This window comes from Mycobacterium sp. NPDC004974 (assembly GCF_053600815.1).
On record NZ_JBSGAQ010000007.1, the window covers coordinates 131,723 to 147,735 of the forward strand.

20 protein-coding genes are annotated in these 16,013 nt (G+C 67.7%); 14 read left to right on the plus strand and 6 right to left on the minus strand.

Going from position 1 to position 16,013, the window contains the following annotated elements; genetic code table 11:
• Window positions 1-80 precede the first annotated feature (80 nt).
• Window positions 81-959 (minus strand): mycothiol synthase, encoded by an 879-nt coding sequence (gene mshD, locus ACWEFV_RS17825; RefSeq protein WP_450071118.1) that lies wholly within the window; start codon window positions 957-959, stop codon window positions 81-83.
• The gene (locus ACWEFV_RS17830; protein ID WP_450071231.1) at window positions 956-1,756 is read right to left on the minus strand and encodes a winged helix-turn-helix transcriptional regulator; all 801 of its coding nucleotides are present in this window, start codon (window positions 1,754-1,756) and stop codon (window positions 956-958) included. The genes mshD and ACWEFV_RS17830 overlap by 4 nt, the downstream gene beginning before the upstream one ends.
• A gap of 160 nt (window positions 1,757-1,916) precedes the next feature.
• Here ACWEFV_RS17830 and lmeA point away from each other — a divergent pair, with 160 nt between their 5' ends.
• From lmeA to ACWEFV_RS17875, 9 genes are all read left to right on the plus strand, one after another.
• Window positions 1,917-2,732: a mannan chain length control protein LmeA gene (gene lmeA, locus ACWEFV_RS17835; protein ID WP_135452524.1), complete on the plus strand. Its 816-nt coding sequence runs from the start codon at window positions 1,917-1,919 to the stop codon at window positions 2,730-2,732.
• A complete protein-coding gene (locus tag ACWEFV_RS17840; RefSeq protein WP_450071119.1) occupies window positions 2,729-3,151 on the plus strand; it encodes a thioredoxin family protein in 423 nt (140 codons plus the stop codon). Before lmeA ends, ACWEFV_RS17840 begins: the two co-directional genes overlap by 4 nt.
• A 50-nt stretch (window positions 3,152-3,201) precedes the next feature.
• Window positions 3,202-3,270: an Ms5788A family Cys-rich leader peptide gene (locus ACWEFV_RS17845; protein WP_350355364.1), complete on the plus strand. Its 69-nt coding sequence runs from the start codon at window positions 3,202-3,204 to the stop codon at window positions 3,268-3,270.
• Between the two features lie 91 nt (window positions 3,271-3,361).
• Window positions 3,362-3,844 carry a DUF4395 domain-containing protein gene (locus ACWEFV_RS17850; RefSeq protein ID WP_450071120.1) on the plus strand — a complete coding sequence of 161 codons (483 nt, stop codon included), beginning with the start codon at window positions 3,362-3,364 and terminating at the stop codon, window positions 3,842-3,844.
• A 47-nt stretch (window positions 3,845-3,891) separates the two neighbouring features.
• The gene (locus ACWEFV_RS17855) at window positions 3,892-4,728 is read left to right on the plus strand and encodes a sulfurtransferase (RefSeq protein WP_135452518.1); all 837 of its coding nucleotides are present in this window, start codon (window positions 3,892-3,894) and stop codon (window positions 4,726-4,728) included.
• Between the two features lies 1 nt (window position 4,729).
• Window positions 4,730-5,032 (plus strand): DUF1416 domain-containing protein, encoded by a 303-nt coding sequence (locus ACWEFV_RS17860; protein WP_003884652.1) that lies wholly within the window; start codon window positions 4,730-4,732, stop codon window positions 5,030-5,032.
• A 234-nt stretch (window positions 5,033-5,266) separates the two neighbouring features.
• Window positions 5,267-5,938: an FABP family protein gene (locus ACWEFV_RS17865; RefSeq protein WP_135452516.1), complete on the plus strand. Its 672-nt coding sequence runs from the start codon at window positions 5,267-5,269 to the stop codon at window positions 5,936-5,938.
• Window positions 5,938-6,189, plus strand: coding sequence for a hypothetical protein (locus tag ACWEFV_RS17870; protein ID WP_450071121.1), 252 nt, complete (start codon window positions 5,938-5,940; stop codon window positions 6,187-6,189). The genes ACWEFV_RS17865 and ACWEFV_RS17870 overlap by 1 nt, the downstream gene beginning before the upstream one ends.
• 260 nt (window positions 6,190-6,449) lie before the next feature.
• Window positions 6,450-6,845 (plus strand): hypothetical protein, encoded by a 396-nt coding sequence (locus ACWEFV_RS17875; RefSeq protein ID WP_450071122.1) that lies wholly within the window; start codon window positions 6,450-6,452, stop codon window positions 6,843-6,845.
• 246 nt (window positions 6,846-7,091) lie between these two features.
• On the opposite strand, the gene ACWEFV_RS17880 is transcribed toward ACWEFV_RS17875, so the two are convergent.
• Window positions 7,092-7,970, minus strand: a complete 879-nt coding sequence (locus ACWEFV_RS17880; protein WP_450071123.1) for an aminodeoxychorismate lyase — start codon at window positions 7,968-7,970, stop codon at window positions 7,092-7,094.
• 69 nt (window positions 7,971-8,039) lie between these two features.
• On the opposite strand from ACWEFV_RS17880, the gene ygfZ reads away from it, so the two are divergent.
• Window positions 8,040-9,134 carry a CAF17-like 4Fe-4S cluster assembly/insertion protein YgfZ gene (gene ygfZ, locus ACWEFV_RS17885; RefSeq protein WP_450071124.1) on the plus strand — a complete coding sequence of 365 codons (1,095 nt, stop codon included), beginning with the start codon at window positions 8,040-8,042 and terminating at the stop codon, window positions 9,132-9,134.
• Window positions 9,135-9,396: 262 nt separating this feature from the next.
• The gene (locus tag ACWEFV_RS17890) at window positions 9,397-9,570 is read left to right on the plus strand and encodes a DUF3073 domain-containing protein (protein ID WP_082940115.1); all 174 of its coding nucleotides are present in this window, start codon (window positions 9,397-9,399) and stop codon (window positions 9,568-9,570) included.
• 82 nt (window positions 9,571-9,652) lie between these two features.
• Here the strand turns inward: ACWEFV_RS17890 and purM are convergent, their stop codons facing one another.
• The gene (gene purM / locus ACWEFV_RS17895; protein WP_450071125.1) at window positions 9,653-10,744 is read right to left on the minus strand and encodes a phosphoribosylformylglycinamidine cyclo-ligase; all 1,092 of its coding nucleotides are present in this window, start codon (window positions 10,742-10,744) and stop codon (window positions 9,653-9,655) included.
• A gap of 84 nt (window positions 10,745-10,828) precedes the next feature.
• Window positions 10,829-12,361, minus strand: a complete 1,533-nt coding sequence (gene purF / locus ACWEFV_RS17900) for an amidophosphoribosyltransferase (RefSeq protein WP_450071126.1) — start codon at window positions 12,359-12,361, stop codon at window positions 10,829-10,831.
• 211 nt (window positions 12,362-12,572) lie between these two features.
• Here purF and ACWEFV_RS17905 point away from each other — a divergent pair, with 211 nt between their 5' ends.
• Both ACWEFV_RS17905 and ACWEFV_RS17910 read left to right on the plus strand, forming a co-directional pair.
• Window positions 12,573-13,925, plus strand: coding sequence for a DoxX family protein (locus ACWEFV_RS17905; RefSeq protein ID WP_450071232.1), 1,353 nt, complete (start codon window positions 12,573-12,575; stop codon window positions 13,923-13,925).
• A 58-nt stretch (window positions 13,926-13,983) separates the two neighbouring features.
• Window positions 13,984-14,367: a DUF4259 domain-containing protein gene (locus tag ACWEFV_RS17910; protein ID WP_135452502.1), complete on the plus strand. Its 384-nt coding sequence runs from the start codon at window positions 13,984-13,986 to the stop codon at window positions 14,365-14,367.
• Here the strand turns inward: ACWEFV_RS17910 and ACWEFV_RS17915 are convergent.
• Window positions 14,364-14,753 (minus strand): sterol carrier family protein, encoded by a 390-nt coding sequence (locus ACWEFV_RS17915; protein ID WP_450071127.1) that lies wholly within the window; start codon window positions 14,751-14,753, stop codon window positions 14,364-14,366. The two genes, ACWEFV_RS17910 and ACWEFV_RS17915, sit on opposite strands and share 4 nt — an antisense overlap.
• A gap of 18 nt (window positions 14,754-14,771) precedes the next feature.
• Here ACWEFV_RS17915 and ACWEFV_RS17920 point away from each other — a divergent pair, with 18 nt between their 5' ends.
• Window positions 14,772-15,980: an MCE family protein gene (locus ACWEFV_RS17920; RefSeq protein ID WP_450071128.1), complete on the plus strand. Its 1,209-nt coding sequence runs from the start codon at window positions 14,772-14,774 to the stop codon at window positions 15,978-15,980.
• Window positions 15,981-16,013 lie beyond the last annotated feature (33 nt).

Here is a 16,013-nt window from a genome sequence, read left to right on the forward strand (position 1 = left end):
GTATTAGGCCGCAGTGGACGGCTCACGGACAGCAGGTGAATCAGCAGTGAATAGGTTCAGCGTGTTCACAGCTAAACGGGTTAACCGACGGCGTACGCCACGTCGACGCTGAACACCTCAAAACCCAAGTTTCGGTAGGTCGCCACGGCCGCCGAGTTATCTGCCTCGACGTAAAGCAGCACGGTCGCCAGCGAGCGGCCCGCCAGGTGGTGCAGACCGACCAGGGTGAGCACCGAGCCCAACCCTCGCCCTTGCGCGGCAGGGTCGATCCCGACGATGTAAACCTCGCCCAGATCGCCGTCGTGGACTTTCGTCCAGTGGAAGCCCAGCAGCGCCCCGGTGCGTTCGTCGAACGCCTCGAAAAGCCCCTCGGGGTCGAACCACGGCTCGCTGCGCCGCTCCGCGATGTCCTGTTCGGTCCAGCCGCCTTGCTCCGGGTGCCAGGCGAACGCGGCGTTGTTGACCCGCAGGAGCTCTGCATCGTCGCGGGGCCCCGCGTAGGTGGCGATCCGCACGCCCTCGGCGGTGCGCAGCGGCGGCAGGTCCGTCAGCGGACGACGCATCTGCAGCAGTTCGCGGACCGATCGGAGATCCAATGCGGCCGCCAGCGCCCGGGCCGCCTCCAGATTGCCGTGGGCCCAGATTCGCGTGCCTGCCGGGCCCTCGGAGAGCCCGGCACGGGCCAGCGCCGCACCGACGCCGCGGCGCCTGGCCTGCGGATGCACCACCAGCTCGGCCATCGCCGGGTCCGCGTCGCCGGCCGGGGCCAGATTCAGGTACCCGACGAGGTCTGCGCCGTCGGTCGCCAGGAGGTGGCGCGTGCGGTCGTGGCCGAGCTCGCGCAGCACCTGATCGCCCACCGGGGCGACGCCGTCGGCCGCGGTGGCTGCGGAGATGAGTGCACGGATCCCGGTCTGCTCGGCTTCGGACAGCCGCGTACGCCAGTCGAGTTCGGTCACTGGCTGGGCAACCGCCCGGCCAACGGCTCGTCCACGTCGTCGGTCATCGGGTCGAAGTCGTCGTCGCCGTGGCCGTCCTGCACGGCTTCGGCGGCACCGCTGGCCTCGGCGGCGGCGGCGCGGCCGCGCGACGGGCGCACGGCCTTGTATCCGACGTTGCGGACGGTGCCGATCAGCGATTCGTACTCGGGGCCGAGCTTGGCGCGCAGGCGACGGACGTGCACGTCGACCGTGCGGGTACCGCCGAAGAAGTCGTAGCCCCACACCTCCTGCAGCAGCTGCGCCCGGGTGAAGACCCTCCCGGCGTGCTGGGCGAGGTACTTGAGCAGCTCGAATTCCTTGTAGGTGAGGTCGAGAGGACGCCCACGCAGGCGTGCGGTGTAGGTGCCTTCGTCGATGGCGAGCTCACCGAGTGTGATCTTGCCGACGTTCTCCTGGTTGGCGCCGCCTCCGCGTCGGCCCACCAGGAGCCTCAGCCGGGCGTCGATCTCGGCCGGCCCGGTACCGGGCAGCAGGATCTCGTCCAGGCCCCACTCGTGGTTGACCGCCACCAACCCGCCCTCGTTGATGACCGCCACCACCGGGACCGAGGTACCCGTCGTTCCCAACAGTCGGCACAGGCCGCGAGCAGCCGCGAGATCGGTACGGGCGTCGACGATCGCCACATCGGCACTACCCGCTTCCAGCAGCGAGGACACCTCTGTCGGTGCTGTGCGCACAGTGTGGGCCAGCAGTGCCAGGGAGGGCAGGACCGCCTCAGGATGCGGGTCGACGGTCAGTAGCAGTAGATCCAACAGGTCCTCCGGCGCGCCGGCAATCACTTCCCACGATCGCCCGGACCCCGATGTCCACACGGTCGGATTCATGACTGACATGTAGCCGTTACCGGCCTTTAGTGATCTAACGATAACGCCTCACCTGCTGATTAGCCGCGCCGAGCGCTTCGACCCGGCGGCTGTGGGCGACAATGTGGCGGTGCGCAAACTGCTGATCGGGCTCGCCGCGACCGTGACCGCGCTCGTCGTCGGGGTTGTCGGGGCCGATTTCGGTTCGGCGATCTACGCCGAGTACCGGCTCGCCCGCAACGTACGCAGTGCGGCCAACCTCAACTGGGACCCGTGGGTGGCCATCCTGGGATTCCCGTTCCTCACCCAGGTCAGCAACCACCGCTACAAGGAGATCGAGATCCGGGCCGCCGGCGTCGACCATCCCGTGGTCGGCAAGGCCTCGCTGGAGGCCACATTGCACGGCATCGACCTCACCGACTCGTCCTGGCTGATCCGCCCCGACGCGAAACTGCCGGTCAGGAAGACCGAGAGCCGCATCATCATCGACTCCACCCATATCGGCAGGTTCATGGGCATCGATGACCTGCTGGTGGAGGCTCCCTCGCGGGAAACCAACGACGCCACCGGGGGCACCACGGAGTCCGGCATCTCCAGCAGTCAAGGGCTGGTGTTCACCGGAACTCCCAAGGGCTCCGGAATGGACAAGCGGGTCAGTGTCTCGGTCGACCTGTCCTTCGCCGACAGCGACGACACCACCCTGGTGCTGACCGCGACCGGGATCCTGACCGGCCCCGGTACCGCCGACGAGCCCGTGCCCGAGGAGAAGACCGCGGCGGTCCTGTCCGAGTTCAGCCACACGATCACCGGTCAGAAGCTGCCGTTCGGGATCGCCCCGACCACCGCGGGCGCCCGCGGATCCGACGTGATCATCGAAGGCATCGCCACGGGAGTAACGATCGACCTGGCGGGGTTCAGACAATCATGAGCTCTTCGATGGTGCTGGTGATCGTGGTGCTGATCGCCGCTCTCGGGGTGGCCTACGTGATCGGCCGCTTGATCACGCTGCGCGCCGGCATGATCAGGGCGGGCGGGGAAGCCGCCAACATCGACACCAGTGACCTCGGGCTGTCGCACACGGGCCCGACGGTCCTGCATTTCTCGGCCGAATGGTGCGGACCCTGCGCCGGGGTGCGACGAGTCGTCGACCAGGTCTGCGCCGAACTACCCGAAGTCGCTCACGTGGAAATCGACATGGACGCCAATCCCGAAGCCGCCAGGCGGCTTTCGGTCCTGTCGCTGCCCACCACCATCATCTTCGACCGCGACGGCCGGCCCCGGTACCGCACCAGCGGGGTCCCCAAGGCCGCTGACCTGCGCTCGGCGCTGGAACCACTGTTGGCCTGACCCCGCGGTTATTGGGTAAGCTGTCGCTCGTGTCACCCCGCCTTGAGCTTGTGCTCACGAAGCGCCGCGCAGTTGATCTGTGCCGCGTTGCGGGTTGCTGCTGTTGTTGTTGCTGTTGAGGGCAGCCGCGCGCTTTCGCGCGCCCGCTCGGGCCTTGTGCCCTGAGCCTGCACACCATCAGACCTTCTACAACAACAGGAGTTCGTTCTCATGGCATCGATATCGACCCCACCCATCGCTGACAGTCGGCCTGCCCAGGTCGACGTACGGGGGCCACGGTTCGCGGCCTGGGTCACCACCGCGGTACTGATCGCGACGCTGCTGGTCGCCGGGGTGAGTGAGCCCGCGGCCGCGGTGCTGCTGGGCGCCCAGGCGGTGGTGTTCGCCATCGGCGCGGTGGGCGGCCCCCGCCGGCATCCGTACGGCCGCGTATTTGCCACGTTCATCGCGCCCCGGCTGGCCCCGGTCACCGAGCGTGAACCGGTGCCGCCACTGAAGTTCGCCCAGTTGGTCGGCTTCGCGTTCGCCGCCGTGGGCACCGCAGGGTTCGCCTTCGGCATCACCGCCCTCGGCCTGACCGCCACCGCTTTCGCGTTGGTGGCGGCCTTCCTCAACGCCGCCTTCGGCATCTGCCTGGGTTGCCAGATCTACCCGCTGGTGGCCCGGCTGCGTCGCGCCCCCAGTCCTGCATGACACCCACCTGACATCTGAAATAGCAAGCAACCGAAAGGAATTCGTACATGGCACGTTCCGACGTCCTGGTCTCGACCGAATGGGCCGGGAACAACCTCGATACCGCTGGCGTGGTGTTTGTCGAGGTCGACGAGAACACCAGCGCCTACGACGACGAGGGGCACATCCCCGGCGCCGTAAAACTGGACTGGCGCGACGATCTGCAGGACGCCGTCAAGCGTGACTTCGTCGACCAGCAGCAGTTCTCGAAGCTGTTGTCCGACAAGGGCATCAGCAACGACGACACCGTGGTCCTGTACGGCGGCAACAACAACTGGTTCGCGGCATACGCCTACTGGTACTTCAAGCTGTACGGCCACGCCGACGTGAAGCTGCTCGACGGTGGCCGCAAGCGCTGGGAACTCGACGCGCGCCCGCTGGTCAAGGACGCCGTCAGCCGTCCGGCCACGTCGTACGCGGCCCAGCCGCTCGACAACAGCATCCGGGCGTACCGCGACGAGGTCATCGCCGCGATCGGCGCCAAGAACCTGGTCGACGTGCGTTCGCCTGACGAGTTCTCCGGCAAGATCCTGGCACCGGCGCACCTGCCGCAGGAGCAGAGCCAGCGGCCCGGGCATATCCCCGGCGCCATCAACGTTCCGTGGAGCAAGGCAGCCAACGAGGACGGCACCTTCAAGTCCGACGAGGATCTGGCCAAGCTGTACGCCGCGGCCGGCCTCGACGGCGAGAAGGAGACCATCGCCTACTGCCGGATCGGTGAGCGTTCCTCGCACACCTGGTTCGTGCTGCAGGAGCTGCTGGGACACCAGAACGTGAAGAACTACGACGGCAGTTGGACGGAATACGGCTCCCTGGTGGGCGCCCCGATCGAGTTGGGAAGTTGATATGTGCTCTGCACCTAAGCAAGGACTGACGTTGCCCGCCGGCGTCGACCTGGAGAAGGAAACCGTCATCACCGGTCGCGTGGTGGACGGCTCCGGCCAGGCGGTCGGCGGGGCCTTCGTGCGCCTGCTGGACTCCAGCGACGAGTTCACCGCTGAGGTCGTGGCCTCGGCAACCGGTGATTTCCGGTTCTTCGCCGCTCCGGGCACCTGGACGCTGCGCGCCCTGTCCCCCGCGGGCAACGGCGACGCCAGCGTGGCCCCGACCGGCGCGGGTATCCACGAGGTCGACGTCAAGGTCGCTTGATCGATCGCTTGATCCCGCTCGAACGTGGGCTTGTGGACGAGGATTTGCACGCATCTCGCACACAAGCCCACGTTCGGCGTGTATAGGGCGTCCCGACCCGGGGCGCCGACACCCTCGACTAGGAACTAGACTCACTCCCGTGGTGCTCTTCTTCGAGATAATGCTCGTCGCGGCCGTCGTGGTCATCACGTGGTTCGCGTTGTACGCGCTGTACCGCCTCGTCACCGACGAGTCGTGACCTCCGGCGGCGACGCCCCGGCCGCCGAGCCGGGCTCCGGTGATCGCGCCGTAGCGGCAGCTGCCGAACGGGCCAAGGCCACGGCCGCCCGGAACATTCCGGCCTTCGACGACCTCCCGATGCCCGCCGACACCGCCAACCTGCGTGACGGCGTGGAACTCAACGATGCGCTGCTGGCGCTGTTGCCTTTGGTCGGCGTCTGGCGCGGAGAAGGCGAAGGTCGCGACACCCACGGCGACTACCGATTCGGCCAACAGATCGTGGTTTCCCATGATGGAGGCGACTACCTGAACTGGGATTCCCGGTCCTGGCGGTTGACCGAATCGGGTGAATACGACTCCCCCGGCCTGCGCGAAACGGGCTTCTGGCGATTCGTGACCGATCCTGACGATCCGGCCGGCCGTGATGAGTCACAGGCCATCGAACTGCTGCTGGCCCATTCGGCCGGCTATGTCGAACTGTTCTACGGAAAGCCGCTCACCCAGGCCTCCTGGGAGCTGGTCACCGATGCGCTGGCCCGCAGCAAGTCCGGGTTGCTCGTCGGCGGCGCCAAGCGGCTCTACGGCATCGTCGACGGCGGCGACCTGGGCTACGTGGAAGAACGTGTGGATGCCGACGGCGGTCTGGTACCGCACCTGTCGGCCCGACTGTCACGGTTTGTCGGCTGATGCGCCGGCCGATCATCGCGGCAGGTCTGCTTGCCGCAGCAGCGTTCCTCGGCGCATGTTCGTCGGAGGGGCCGCAACCGGCCCCCACCTCACCGCCGCCCGAGCATGGCACATATGCGCATTGTCTGTCCGAGCACGGTGTTCCGGCGGCGCCGGGCCCCGTCGCGGGGCCGCCGAGCGGGGTCGACGATCAGACCTGGCAGCAGGCCACCAAGGCGTGTTCGACGCTGGCGCCGGGCCCGAGCAACTAGTGCCCGGTGCTGCGCGTCGCCACGCAGCGCCATAGCCCGCAAGGGCCAATTGCAGATCGCCGCAACAGATTTCGGCGACCTCATGCTGACGGCACGGGGCAACTGCTGCGATTTCGTGGAGTACGCCGCGTCCCGACTACGGCGTCATGGTCTTACACCGTTTCGCAACCAACCACACAGCCGGCTCCCAGTGTGCTGATAACCCGGGCCTAGTCAGCCCAAATAGCGTCAGTCGCGCATCAACCACCGAGGAGGTAAATGTGTCCTTGTTATCGCTGCGCGCCGCTGTTTTCGGCGTCACGGGTGCGGCACTCGTCACCGGCATGGTGGCGTGTTCGTCGGGTTCGAACACAGAGTCGCCCGGTACCTCGACGGCCGCTTCGGCTTCGGAGTCAACGTCGGCCGCAGCATCCGCACCCGCAGCCGCGCCTCATGGCGCGTTCACCGATTGCCTGACCGAGCACGGGATCCCGGCGCCACCGGAGGGTGCGCCACCAGGTCCGCCGCCGGCCGGCACCACCCCGCCCCCGGGTGCCCCGACACCACCTCTGGATTCGGACGGGAAGCCGTTTCCTCCGCCCGGAATCGACCGGGCCCAATGGGACGACGCCATGCAGGCCTGCCATTCACTGGCGCCACAACCGCCGCAGCAGTAACCGTTTCGGCCGACCCCAGATATGGGGCGGCCCCCGAGCCTTGGTACCTGGTTGGACAGACCGGAGGGCTCGGGGGCCGGGTGGCTGCGGGGAATTCGCCAGCGCGCGCAGGCAATACCCCGGCGCTGCTAGCGGGCAGCCACCTCACATGTCCATAAGTCACTCACTTTGACGGACCACCTCCTTCCCTGTGTGCCCACGAAGCTACCCCCGTCCGTGCACCCCGACAAGCCATTTATTCGCTGCTCAGCGATCGCTGACGATCGCGGCGTCGACCAGGCCTGAGATGTCGGCAGCCAGCGGCGCATGAGGTAGCGACCGCCCGTCGAGGGTGTGCACCCGGGCCGCGAGTGTGATGCTGGAAATCAGCCAAACCCCTTGCGCAGTAAGCAGATCCGCCGGCTTGAGCGCGCGGAAGTCGCAGTCATAGCCCTTGTTGCGCGCCACCTCGAACAACGCCTGTTGAGTGGTGCCGCGCAGGATCGGATACCACGGCGGCGGGGTGAGCAGCAGCGGGTGCCCACCCTCGCCTTCGATCGCGATGACCACGGTGGAACGCGGCCCCTCCAGCACGTAGCCGTCGGAGCTGACGAAGATCACGTCGCCTGCGCCGTGACGCTCGGCATGCCGCAGCGCAGCCATGTTCACCGCGTAGGACAGGGTCTTGGCACCCGCGGCCAGCCACGGCATATCGCTGGCGTTCAGCGGCAGCCCGCGGTCCAGGGTGATCGCCGCGAGCCCGTCACGCCGCACCCCGGCCACGCGGTCGGCCAGGGCTCCGATGGTGGCGAACGCGGTCGCCGGCCCGCCGCTCTCCCGCCCACGGCTGTACACCAGTCGCAGCACGCCGTCGCCGTCGTTCTCCGCTGTCCAGCGCTGCGCCCCCAGCGCTACGGCCGACCGCCAGGCGTCCCGATCCGGCTCAGGCAGGTCGAGCATCTTGGCGGACTGAGCCAACCGCCCCAGGTGAGCCTCCAGCAGGCAGGGCCTGCCGTCACGCACCAGCAGCGTCTCGAAGACGCCGTCTCCGCGTACGGCGGCCAGATCGTCGGCATGCAGCAGTGGGGCGTTGGGGTCGTGGAGCTGCCCGTCAAGAGTGACCAGTACGGCTGGTTGGCTTGCCATGGGGCCAAAGCGTAGCTGTGACAAACCGTGAGCCGCTGGCGCGAAGAGCGCCGAACGTAGAGTTGGCCTATGACTGCACTTCCGTCACCAGTGCCCACGCCCGAAGGCAGCCCCGACGCCGGGGCCGTATGGCACTACGGTGATCCGCTCGGCGAACAACGGGCCGCAGCGGGCGCCGCGGTTCTGGTCGACCGGTCGCACCGGGCGGTCCTGACACTGACCGGCAAGGATCGGCAGACGTGGCTGCACAGCATCTCCAGCCAGCACGTCAGCGCATTGCCGGACGGCGCGGTCACCGAGAACTTGAGCCTGGATCTCCAGGGCCGTGTCGAAGACCACTGGATCCAGACCGACCTCGGCGGCACCACCTACCTGGACACCGAGCCGTGGCGCGGCGAACCGCTGCTGGCCTATCTGCGCAAGATGGTGTTCTGGGCCGACGTGCAGATCGAGCCCGCGGACATGGCGGTGCTGTCACTCCTGGGGCCCGGGCTTGCCGATGAGCAGGTCATCAAGGCCCTGGGCTGCGGGCAGCTGCCGCAGGAGGCGACGGCGGTGGCGTTGCCCGGCGGCGGGTTCGTGCGCCGGCTACCTGCCTCCGGCATCGAGTTGGACCTGGTGGTGCCGCGCGCGTCGGTAGCCGAATACACCCGGCAGCTCACCGAGGCCGGCGTCCGGCCGGCGGGCGTCTGGGCGTATGAGGCGCACCGGGTGGCGGCCGGGCGACCTCGATTGGGTGTGGACACCGATGAGCGGACCATCCCGCACGAGGTCGGTTGGATCGGTGGCCCCGGTATCGGAGCTGTCCATCTCGACAAGGGTTGCTACCGCGGCCAGGAGACCGTTGCCCGGGTGCACAACCTGGGTAAACCGCCGCGGATGTTGGTGATCCTCCAGCTCGACGGCTCCTCCGACCGGCCGGTGACCGGCGACGTGGTGACTGCCGGCGGGCGCAATGTCGGCCGGATCGGCACAGTCGTCGAGCACGCCGACGAGGGCCCGATCGCGCTGGCGCTGCTCAAACGGGGATTGCCGGTCGAAACCGAGCTGGTCGCCGGGGCCGAGGCGCAGGCACCGGCCGCGATCGACCCGGATTCCATGCCGGAGTCGGACGCCACCGCGGGCGCCGGGCGGGCGGCAGTCGACCGCCTCCGGGGGCGTTGAGCCGTGGAACCGCTCACAGCACGTAAGCTCACTCGGTCACCGAGGACGTGACGACCGTCACTGCGCGGATTCCGCGATCTTGGGGACGGTCGTGTTGCCGTGCAACGACGCACGGCAGCCGGGACCCCAGCCGCGCACCGCGAGGCAGGGCCTGACAGCACTTCTCGGACGGGCACGGTAAAGTGTTGGCAGGAAATAAAGACACACAGATCGGAGCCGCCTAGCTATTGGGCCGCTCCGTTATTGCGCGAGGGGGTCCCCCATGGGCCGCGGCCGGGCTAAGGCAAAGCAGACCAAGGTTGCACGTGACCTTAAGTACAGCTCGCCGAATACCGACTTCAGTCAGCTCCAACGTGAGCTGTCGGGATCTCCCGATTCCGGCGATGTCAACGACGACGCCGAAGACTGGTCGGGCGAGGACGACTGGCGGCGCTGAGCCGCCTGCATTCTGTCGCAGAACTTAGATACAGGTCGCGCTGGTTGCGCACGTCGCTTACCAGCGCGACCTGTCTAACTGCCTAAAACCGCGGATGCTGTCCAACCAGCTGGGCGCGCACGCTGTCCTTGCCGCCCTTCTTGACGGTTCCCAGCGTCCAGCAGTCCAGGTGCCGTGCGGTCAGGATGGCCAGCGCGCGATCGGTGTCCTCGGGGGCCACGACCGCGACCATCCCGATACCCATGTTGAACGTCTTCTCCATCTCGGCACGCTCGATGCGTCCGCGCTGGGCGATCATCTGGAACACGGGTGCCGGGGTCCACGTGCCGCGATCCAGTTCTGCGGTCAGTCCGTGGGGCACCACACGCTCCAGGTTGCCCGCCAGGCCGCCGCCGGTGACATGGCAGAACGTGCGCACCTGCGTCTCGGCAGCCAACGCCAGGCAGTCCTTGGCGTAGATGCGGGTCGGTTCCAGGAGTTCCTCGCCCAGGGTGCGGCCGAATTCCTCGACGTGCCCGGCCAGGTTCATCCGGTCGATATCCAGCAGCACCTTCCGGGCCAGGGAGTAGCCGTTGGAGTGCAGTCCGCTGGATTTCATGGCGATGATCACGTCGCCGGGGCGGACCCGGTCGGGCCCGAGCACGTTGTCGGCCTCGACGACGCCGACGCCGGTCGCGGAGATGTCGTAGTGGTCGGGATCCATCAGCCCGGGGTGTTCGGCCGTCTCGCCGCCCAGCAGCGCACAGCCGGCCTGGACACAGCCTTCGGCGATGCCGGACACGATCGCGCTGACCCGATCGGGGACGGTGCGCCCGACGGCGATGTAGTCCTGCAGGAACAGCGGCTCGGCGCCACACACCACGAGGTCGTCGACCACCATCGCGACCAGGTCCAGCCCGACGGTGTCGTGCTTGTCCATGGCCTGGGCGACGGCGAGCTTGGTGCCCACGCCGTCGGTCGAGGCGGCCAGCACCGGCTCGCGATACCCGCCGCGTAAGGCGAACATCCCGGCAAAGCCGCCCAGGCCACCCCGGACCTCTGGACGGGTCGCCTTGGCGGCGAGGGGTTTGAAGAGTTCGACAGCGCGGTCACCGGCTTCGATATCCACTCCGGCCGACGCGTACGAAATCATGTTGTCTTCGGCGATGCCGTGCTGTTCGGCGCCCTTAGTCATCGCAAGCAAGGCTACCGCCCCGCTGTTGCGGGGGTACAGCGCAGGAGGTGTTAAGGACCCCTCAAGGACGCCAGGGCGAAGACCTCAGGGCCTGCGCAGCGCCGATGCGTTGTCGTTGTCGGACTGCAGCGGAACGCCGGTGCGGGCCGCGGTGGCCAGCATCTGCTCGATGACGTTCTTGCCGAGTGCGGTCTCGCCGGGCAGTTCGATCGGGTAATTCCCGTCGAAGCAGGCCGAGCACAGCCGGGTGGGCGGCTGCTCGGTGGCCGCGATCATGCCCTGCTGGGAGATGTAGCCCAGGGTGTCGGCACCGATGGCGTGCCGCACCGCCTCCAGCATCTCGCCCGGGTGCTCGGCGGATGCCGCATTGGCGATGAGCTCGGCCGGGGTGGCGAAGTCGATGCCGTAGAAGCAGGGCCATTTCACGGGCGGCGAGGCGATCCGGACGTGGACCTCCAGCGCCCCAGCCTCCCGCAGCATGCGGACCAGCGCGCGCTGGGTGTTGCCGCGGACGATCGAATCGTCGACGACGATGAGCCGCTTACCGCGGATCACCTCGCGCAGCGGGTTGAGCTTGAGCCGGATACCCAGCTGCCGGATGGTCTGCGAGGGCTGGATGAAGGTGCGGCCCACGTAGGCGTTCTTCATCAGGCCCTGCCCGAACGGGATCCCGGATTCCTGGGCGTAGCCGACCGCGGCCGGGGTGCCTGATTCCGGGACGCCGATCACCAGGTCGGCATCGATCGGGTGTTCGCGCGCCAGCCGGCGACCGATGTCGACGCGCGTGGCGTGCACCGAGCGGCCCGCCAGCGTGCTGTCCGGGCGGGCCAGATAGACATACTCGAAGACGCAGCCCTTGGGTTCGGGGTTGGCGAACCGGGTGGAGCGCACGCCGTCGGCATCGATGGCCAGGAGTTCACCGGGTTCGATGTCGCGGACGAACGAGGCGCCGACGATGTCGAGCGCGGCGGTTTCGGAGGCCACCACCCAGCCTCGGTCGAGCCGCCCCAACGCCAGCGGACGCACCCCGTGCGGGTCGCGGGCGGCATAAAGGGTGTTCTCGTCCATGAAGGTCAGGCAGAAGGCGCCGCGCACAGTCGGCAGCAGGTCCAGGGCGGCCTGCTCCAGCGTCGCGTCGGCGGCGCCGTGCGCCAGCAGCGCCCCGAGGATGTCGGAATCGGTGGTGGCGGCCGGGGCGCCCTTCAGGTCGATCAGTCCGGCTTCACGGGCCTGGGCGGCCAGTTCGGCGGTGTTGACCAGGTTGCCGTTGTGTCCGAGGGCGACACCGGTCCCGGCGGCGGTGTTGCGGAACACCGGCTGGGCGTTCTCCCACGTGGTGGATCCGGTCGTGGAGTAACGACAGTGTCCGACGGCGACGTGGCCCGGCATGGCGGCCAGGGTCTGCTCGTCGAATACCTGACTGACCAGCCCGAGGTCTTTGAACACAAGGATCTGGGAGCCGTCGGAAACGGCTATGCCCGCTGCTTCCTGGCCACGGTGCTGCAGCGCGTACAGGCCGTAGTAGGTGAGCTTGGCAACGTCTTCACCCGGGGCCCAGACCCCGAATACGCCGCACTCTTCGCGCGGTTCGTTTTCGTCGAGTTCCTGCACAGTCACGATAGGGCTGCTCCCGGGGCGGCGGTTGGTGACATAACCGAGTCTACGGTCCAGGTGGGCCAACAAAAGAATCGAATGGCCGGTCTGGCACCGGCTTTTGCAACAGCGGGTACCACGATCGCCATTCCCGCGCCGGTCCGCAGCGGTGTGGCCAGCCCTACCCCGATCCGTCGGGATAACCCCATCGACCCACTACATGCCAACGGCAAGGATGGATTTCGTGACCCGCCAACTCTCCGAGAAGCCGGCAACCGATCCCCTCGATTCCGACGCGGAGGCCCGGCCGCAACCGTGGCCGGAGGTGACGAAGATCGCATTCCGGTTCTGCTTCCTGTACTTCGGCCTGTTCTGTCTGTTGTTCGCGCAGATCACGTTCGCCTTCCTGGGGATCGTGGGGCACTGGCTGCCGGATCGGGCGGTGATGTGGCAGATGACGGTGCTGGGCCCGCTGGTGGACTGGGTCGGCCGCCATGTCTTCGGCGTCGAGGCGGTTCTGCATCAGGACTCGGGCAGCGGGGACCAGGCCGCGATCTGGGTGATGGTCTTCTGCCTGTTGGTGTTCGCCGTCGTCGGCACAGCGGTGTGGTCATGGCTGGACCGGCAGCGCCACGACTACTCGAGGCTGTGGGCCTGGTTCCTGACCTTCGTGCGGCTGTGCGTGGCCGGCCAGATGTTGTTCTACGGATTCGCCAAGCTGGTGCCGACGCAGATGCCGGCGCCGCCGCTGGCGGCGTTGTTGCGACCGTACGGCGAGTTCAGCCCGGCGTCGGTGCTGTGGCTGCAGGTCGGCAGCTCCTATCCGTACGAGATGGCGCTCGGCGCGGTCGAGGTGCTCGCCGGGTTGTTGCTGTTCCTGCCGCGGACCGGGACGCTGGGTGCCCTGCTCGGCGTGGCCAGCATGGTGCAGGTGTTCCTGCTGAACATGACCTTCGATGTGCCGGTGAAAATTCTCTCCGGACATCTCTTGTTGATGGGTCTGGTGCTGCTCGCCCCGCAATTCCGGCGGATGGCCGACTTCCTGGTGCTTCAGCGCACCACCGAACCGGCCGTCCAACCCGAACTGTTCGCCGGTGCTCGGGCCAACACCATCGCGGCGCGGATACAGGCCGTCCTCGGCATCTGGATGGTGGCCGGTTGTGTTCTGACCAGTTGGCAGAGCTGGAGCGAGTACGGCGGTGGCCGCGCCAAACCCGAGCTGTACGGGATCTGGACGGTGAGCCGCTTCGACGTCGACGGCTCAGCGGCGCCGCCGCTGACCACCGATCAGTACCGTTGGCAGCGGGTCGTTTTCGACCTGCCCGAGCTACTCACCTACCAACGGATGAGCGGCGAACTGGTGGACGCACCGCTCAAGCTCGACGGGAACAACCTCACGGTGTCGGGCCCGGACGGCGCACCCCTGGCCACGCTCACCGCGTCCCGGCCGACACCTGAGCAGCTGCAACTGACCGGCGAGTTGTCCGGCCGCGACGTCGCGATCTGGCTGGATCGGCTGGATCTCAACCAGTTCACCCTGCGGAACCGGGGCTTTCACTGGGTGCAGGAGTATCCCTACTTCCGGTGAGTCGCGGTGATCCCGGTAGCCTCGTCGAGCACGTCATCTGCCCTGCTAGGAGGATTTTGTGGGAGTTTGGGGTCCGGGGAACTTCGAGAGCGACACCGTGGCCGACGGGCTGGGCGCACTGACGGGTCGGATCATCGACGAAATCGCGGAGCAGTTCGCAGACGCGGACGACGATTCCGCCCTGGAGCCGGATGAGTGGGGCGGAGCGATGGTGCCCGCCTGGCTCGAGATCCTGGTCGAGATCGCCGAGCCGCCAAGGGTCGGTGCAACCTTTCCCTCGGTGGCGGCGCTCAGCGATTGGCGTGATCGGTACATGCGCGTATGGGACGAGTACATCGACGAGCTCGATCCGGATGACGACTACAAGGTCGAACGGCGCGCGGTACTCGTCGGCACCTTCGAGCGGGCCATCGCGCTGGCCGCCACGCGCGAACGGGACTAGGCGCTCCCCAACCGCACCAGTGGCAGCCACCGGGCCACCTCACCGGCCCGCGATCCCGACATCTGCACGGCAGCACCTGCCGCGTCGAGATCGAGCAGTCCGGTGGCCAGCAGCAGCCAGGTGCGGGGATCGGTTTCCACGACGTTGGGCGGGTTGCCTCGGGTATGGCGGGGCCCTTCGATGCACTGCACCGCGACGAAGGGCGGCACCCGCACCTCGACACTGGCGCCGGGGGCCGACGCGGCCAGGGTGCGCGCGGTCAGCCGGACCGCCTCGGCCAGTTCCGCGCGCGTGGGCTCGGCATGGGTGGGTTCGCGCAGCCAGTCGGCCACGGCGGCGACCGCCGCCCTGGTCTTTTGTGGATCGACACTGCCTCGCGCGGCCATGCCATAGAGTCTCGCAAAGTGTTTGCCGATCACCGTAATCCGCCGTATCGCACGGCCGGTGCAGTGCTCTTGGCGATCCTGGCGCTGGTACTCGGGTTGATCGTGGCGCAGTTCCGGGGCGCTTTCGAACCCAGGACACCGCTGACCCTGCTGGCCTCGCGGGCCGGCCTGGTTCTCGATCCGGGTTCGAAGGTGACCTACAACGGGGTTCCCATCGGCCGGGTGGGCGCGGTGAGCACCGACGGCGGGGACCCGGTGCGGGCCCTGGTGCGGCTCGACATCAACCCGAAGTACATGGACCTGCTGCCGGCCAACGTGCAGACCTCGATCCAGGCGACCACGGTGTTCGGCAACAAGTACGTCGCCTTCACCTCACCGGAACATCCGAGTTCGCAACCGGTTTCGAGCTCAACGCCGATCGACGTCACGGCGGTCACCACCGAGTTCAACAGTTTGTTCGAGACCATCACCGCCATCACCGAACAGGTCGACCCGATCAAGCTGAACCAGACCCTGTCTGCCACCGCCCAGGCGCTGACCGGCCTGGGCAGTGCATTCGGTCAGTCGCTGGCCGACGGCAACACGATCCTCGACGATGTGAACCCGCGCCTGCCCGCGCTGCGCCATGACATCGCGGCCCTGGCCGATCTCGGCGAACGGTATGCGGCGGCCGGGCCCGACCTGTTCGACGGCCTGGCCGACGCCGCCCGCAGTGCCGCCACCTTCAACGCCCAGCGCGCTCACCTCGACGCCGCGCTGATCGCGGCGATCGGCTTCGCCGGGACCGGTTCCGACATCCTCGAGCGCGGCGGCCCGTATCTGCAGCGTGGCGCGCAGGATCTGATCCCGACGTCGAAACTGTTCGACGACTACCAGGGGCAGCTGTTCTGCACCATCCGCAACTACCACGACGTCGCCCCCGCCTTCTATGCGACGTTCGGCGGCGACAACGGATATTCGTTCGACAGCACGGGGACCTTGTCGAGCATCGGCGTGGGCAACGCCTACGTGTATCCGGACAACCTGCCGCGGGTCAATGCCAAGGGCGGGCCCGAGGGCAAGCCCGGTTGCTGGAAGCCGATCACCAAGGACCTGTGGCCTGCGCCGTATCTGGTGATGGACACCGGCCTGTCGATCGCGCCTTACAACCATGTCGAACTCGGCTCGCCGATCTTCACCGACTATGTCTGGGGGCGGCAGATCGGTGAGCCCACGATCAACCCGTGACCGCTCTACGATCTTGCTCGGGAGAGGTCTTTG

What these genes read in the sequence shown, in the direction of transcription:
- purM (WP_450071125.1), bottom strand. Translation starts at nt 10,744, where the DNA reads ATGACTAAGGGCGCCGAACAGCACGGCATCGCCGAAGACAACATGATT.
- ACWEFV_RS17880 (WP_450071123.1), bottom strand. Translation starts at nt 7,970, where the DNA reads ATGGCAAGCCAACCAGCCGTACTGGTCACTCTTGACGGGCAGCTCCAC.
- ACWEFV_RS17915 (WP_450071127.1), bottom strand. Translation starts at nt 14,753, where the DNA reads ATGGCCGCGCGAGGCAGTGTCGATCCACAAAAGACCAGGGCGGCGGTC.
- ACWEFV_RS17890 (WP_082940115.1), top strand. Translation starts at nt 9,397, where the DNA reads ATGGGCCGCGGCCGGGCTAAGGCAAAGCAGACCAAGGTTGCACGTGAC.
- ACWEFV_RS17855 (WP_135452518.1), top strand. Translation starts at nt 3,892, where the DNA reads ATGGCACGTTCCGACGTCCTGGTCTCGACCGAATGGGCCGGGAACAAC.
- ACWEFV_RS17860 (WP_003884652.1), top strand. Translation starts at nt 4,730, where the DNA reads ATGTGCTCTGCACCTAAGCAAGGACTGACGTTGCCCGCCGGCGTCGAC.
- ACWEFV_RS17870 (WP_450071121.1), top strand. Translation starts at nt 5,938, where the DNA reads ATGCGCCGGCCGATCATCGCGGCAGGTCTGCTTGCCGCAGCAGCGTTC.
- ACWEFV_RS17840 (WP_450071119.1), top strand. Translation starts at nt 2,729, where the DNA reads ATGAGCTCTTCGATGGTGCTGGTGATCGTGGTGCTGATCGCCGCTCTC.
- ACWEFV_RS17905 (WP_450071232.1), top strand. Translation starts at nt 12,573, where the DNA reads ATGGATTTCGTGACCCGCCAACTCTCCGAGAAGCCGGCAACCGATCCC.
- ACWEFV_RS17850 (WP_450071120.1), top strand. Translation starts at nt 3,362, where the DNA reads ATGGCATCGATATCGACCCCACCCATCGCTGACAGTCGGCCTGCCCAG.
- ygfZ (WP_450071124.1), top strand. Translation starts at nt 8,040, where the DNA reads ATGACTGCACTTCCGTCACCAGTGCCCACGCCCGAAGGCAGCCCCGAC.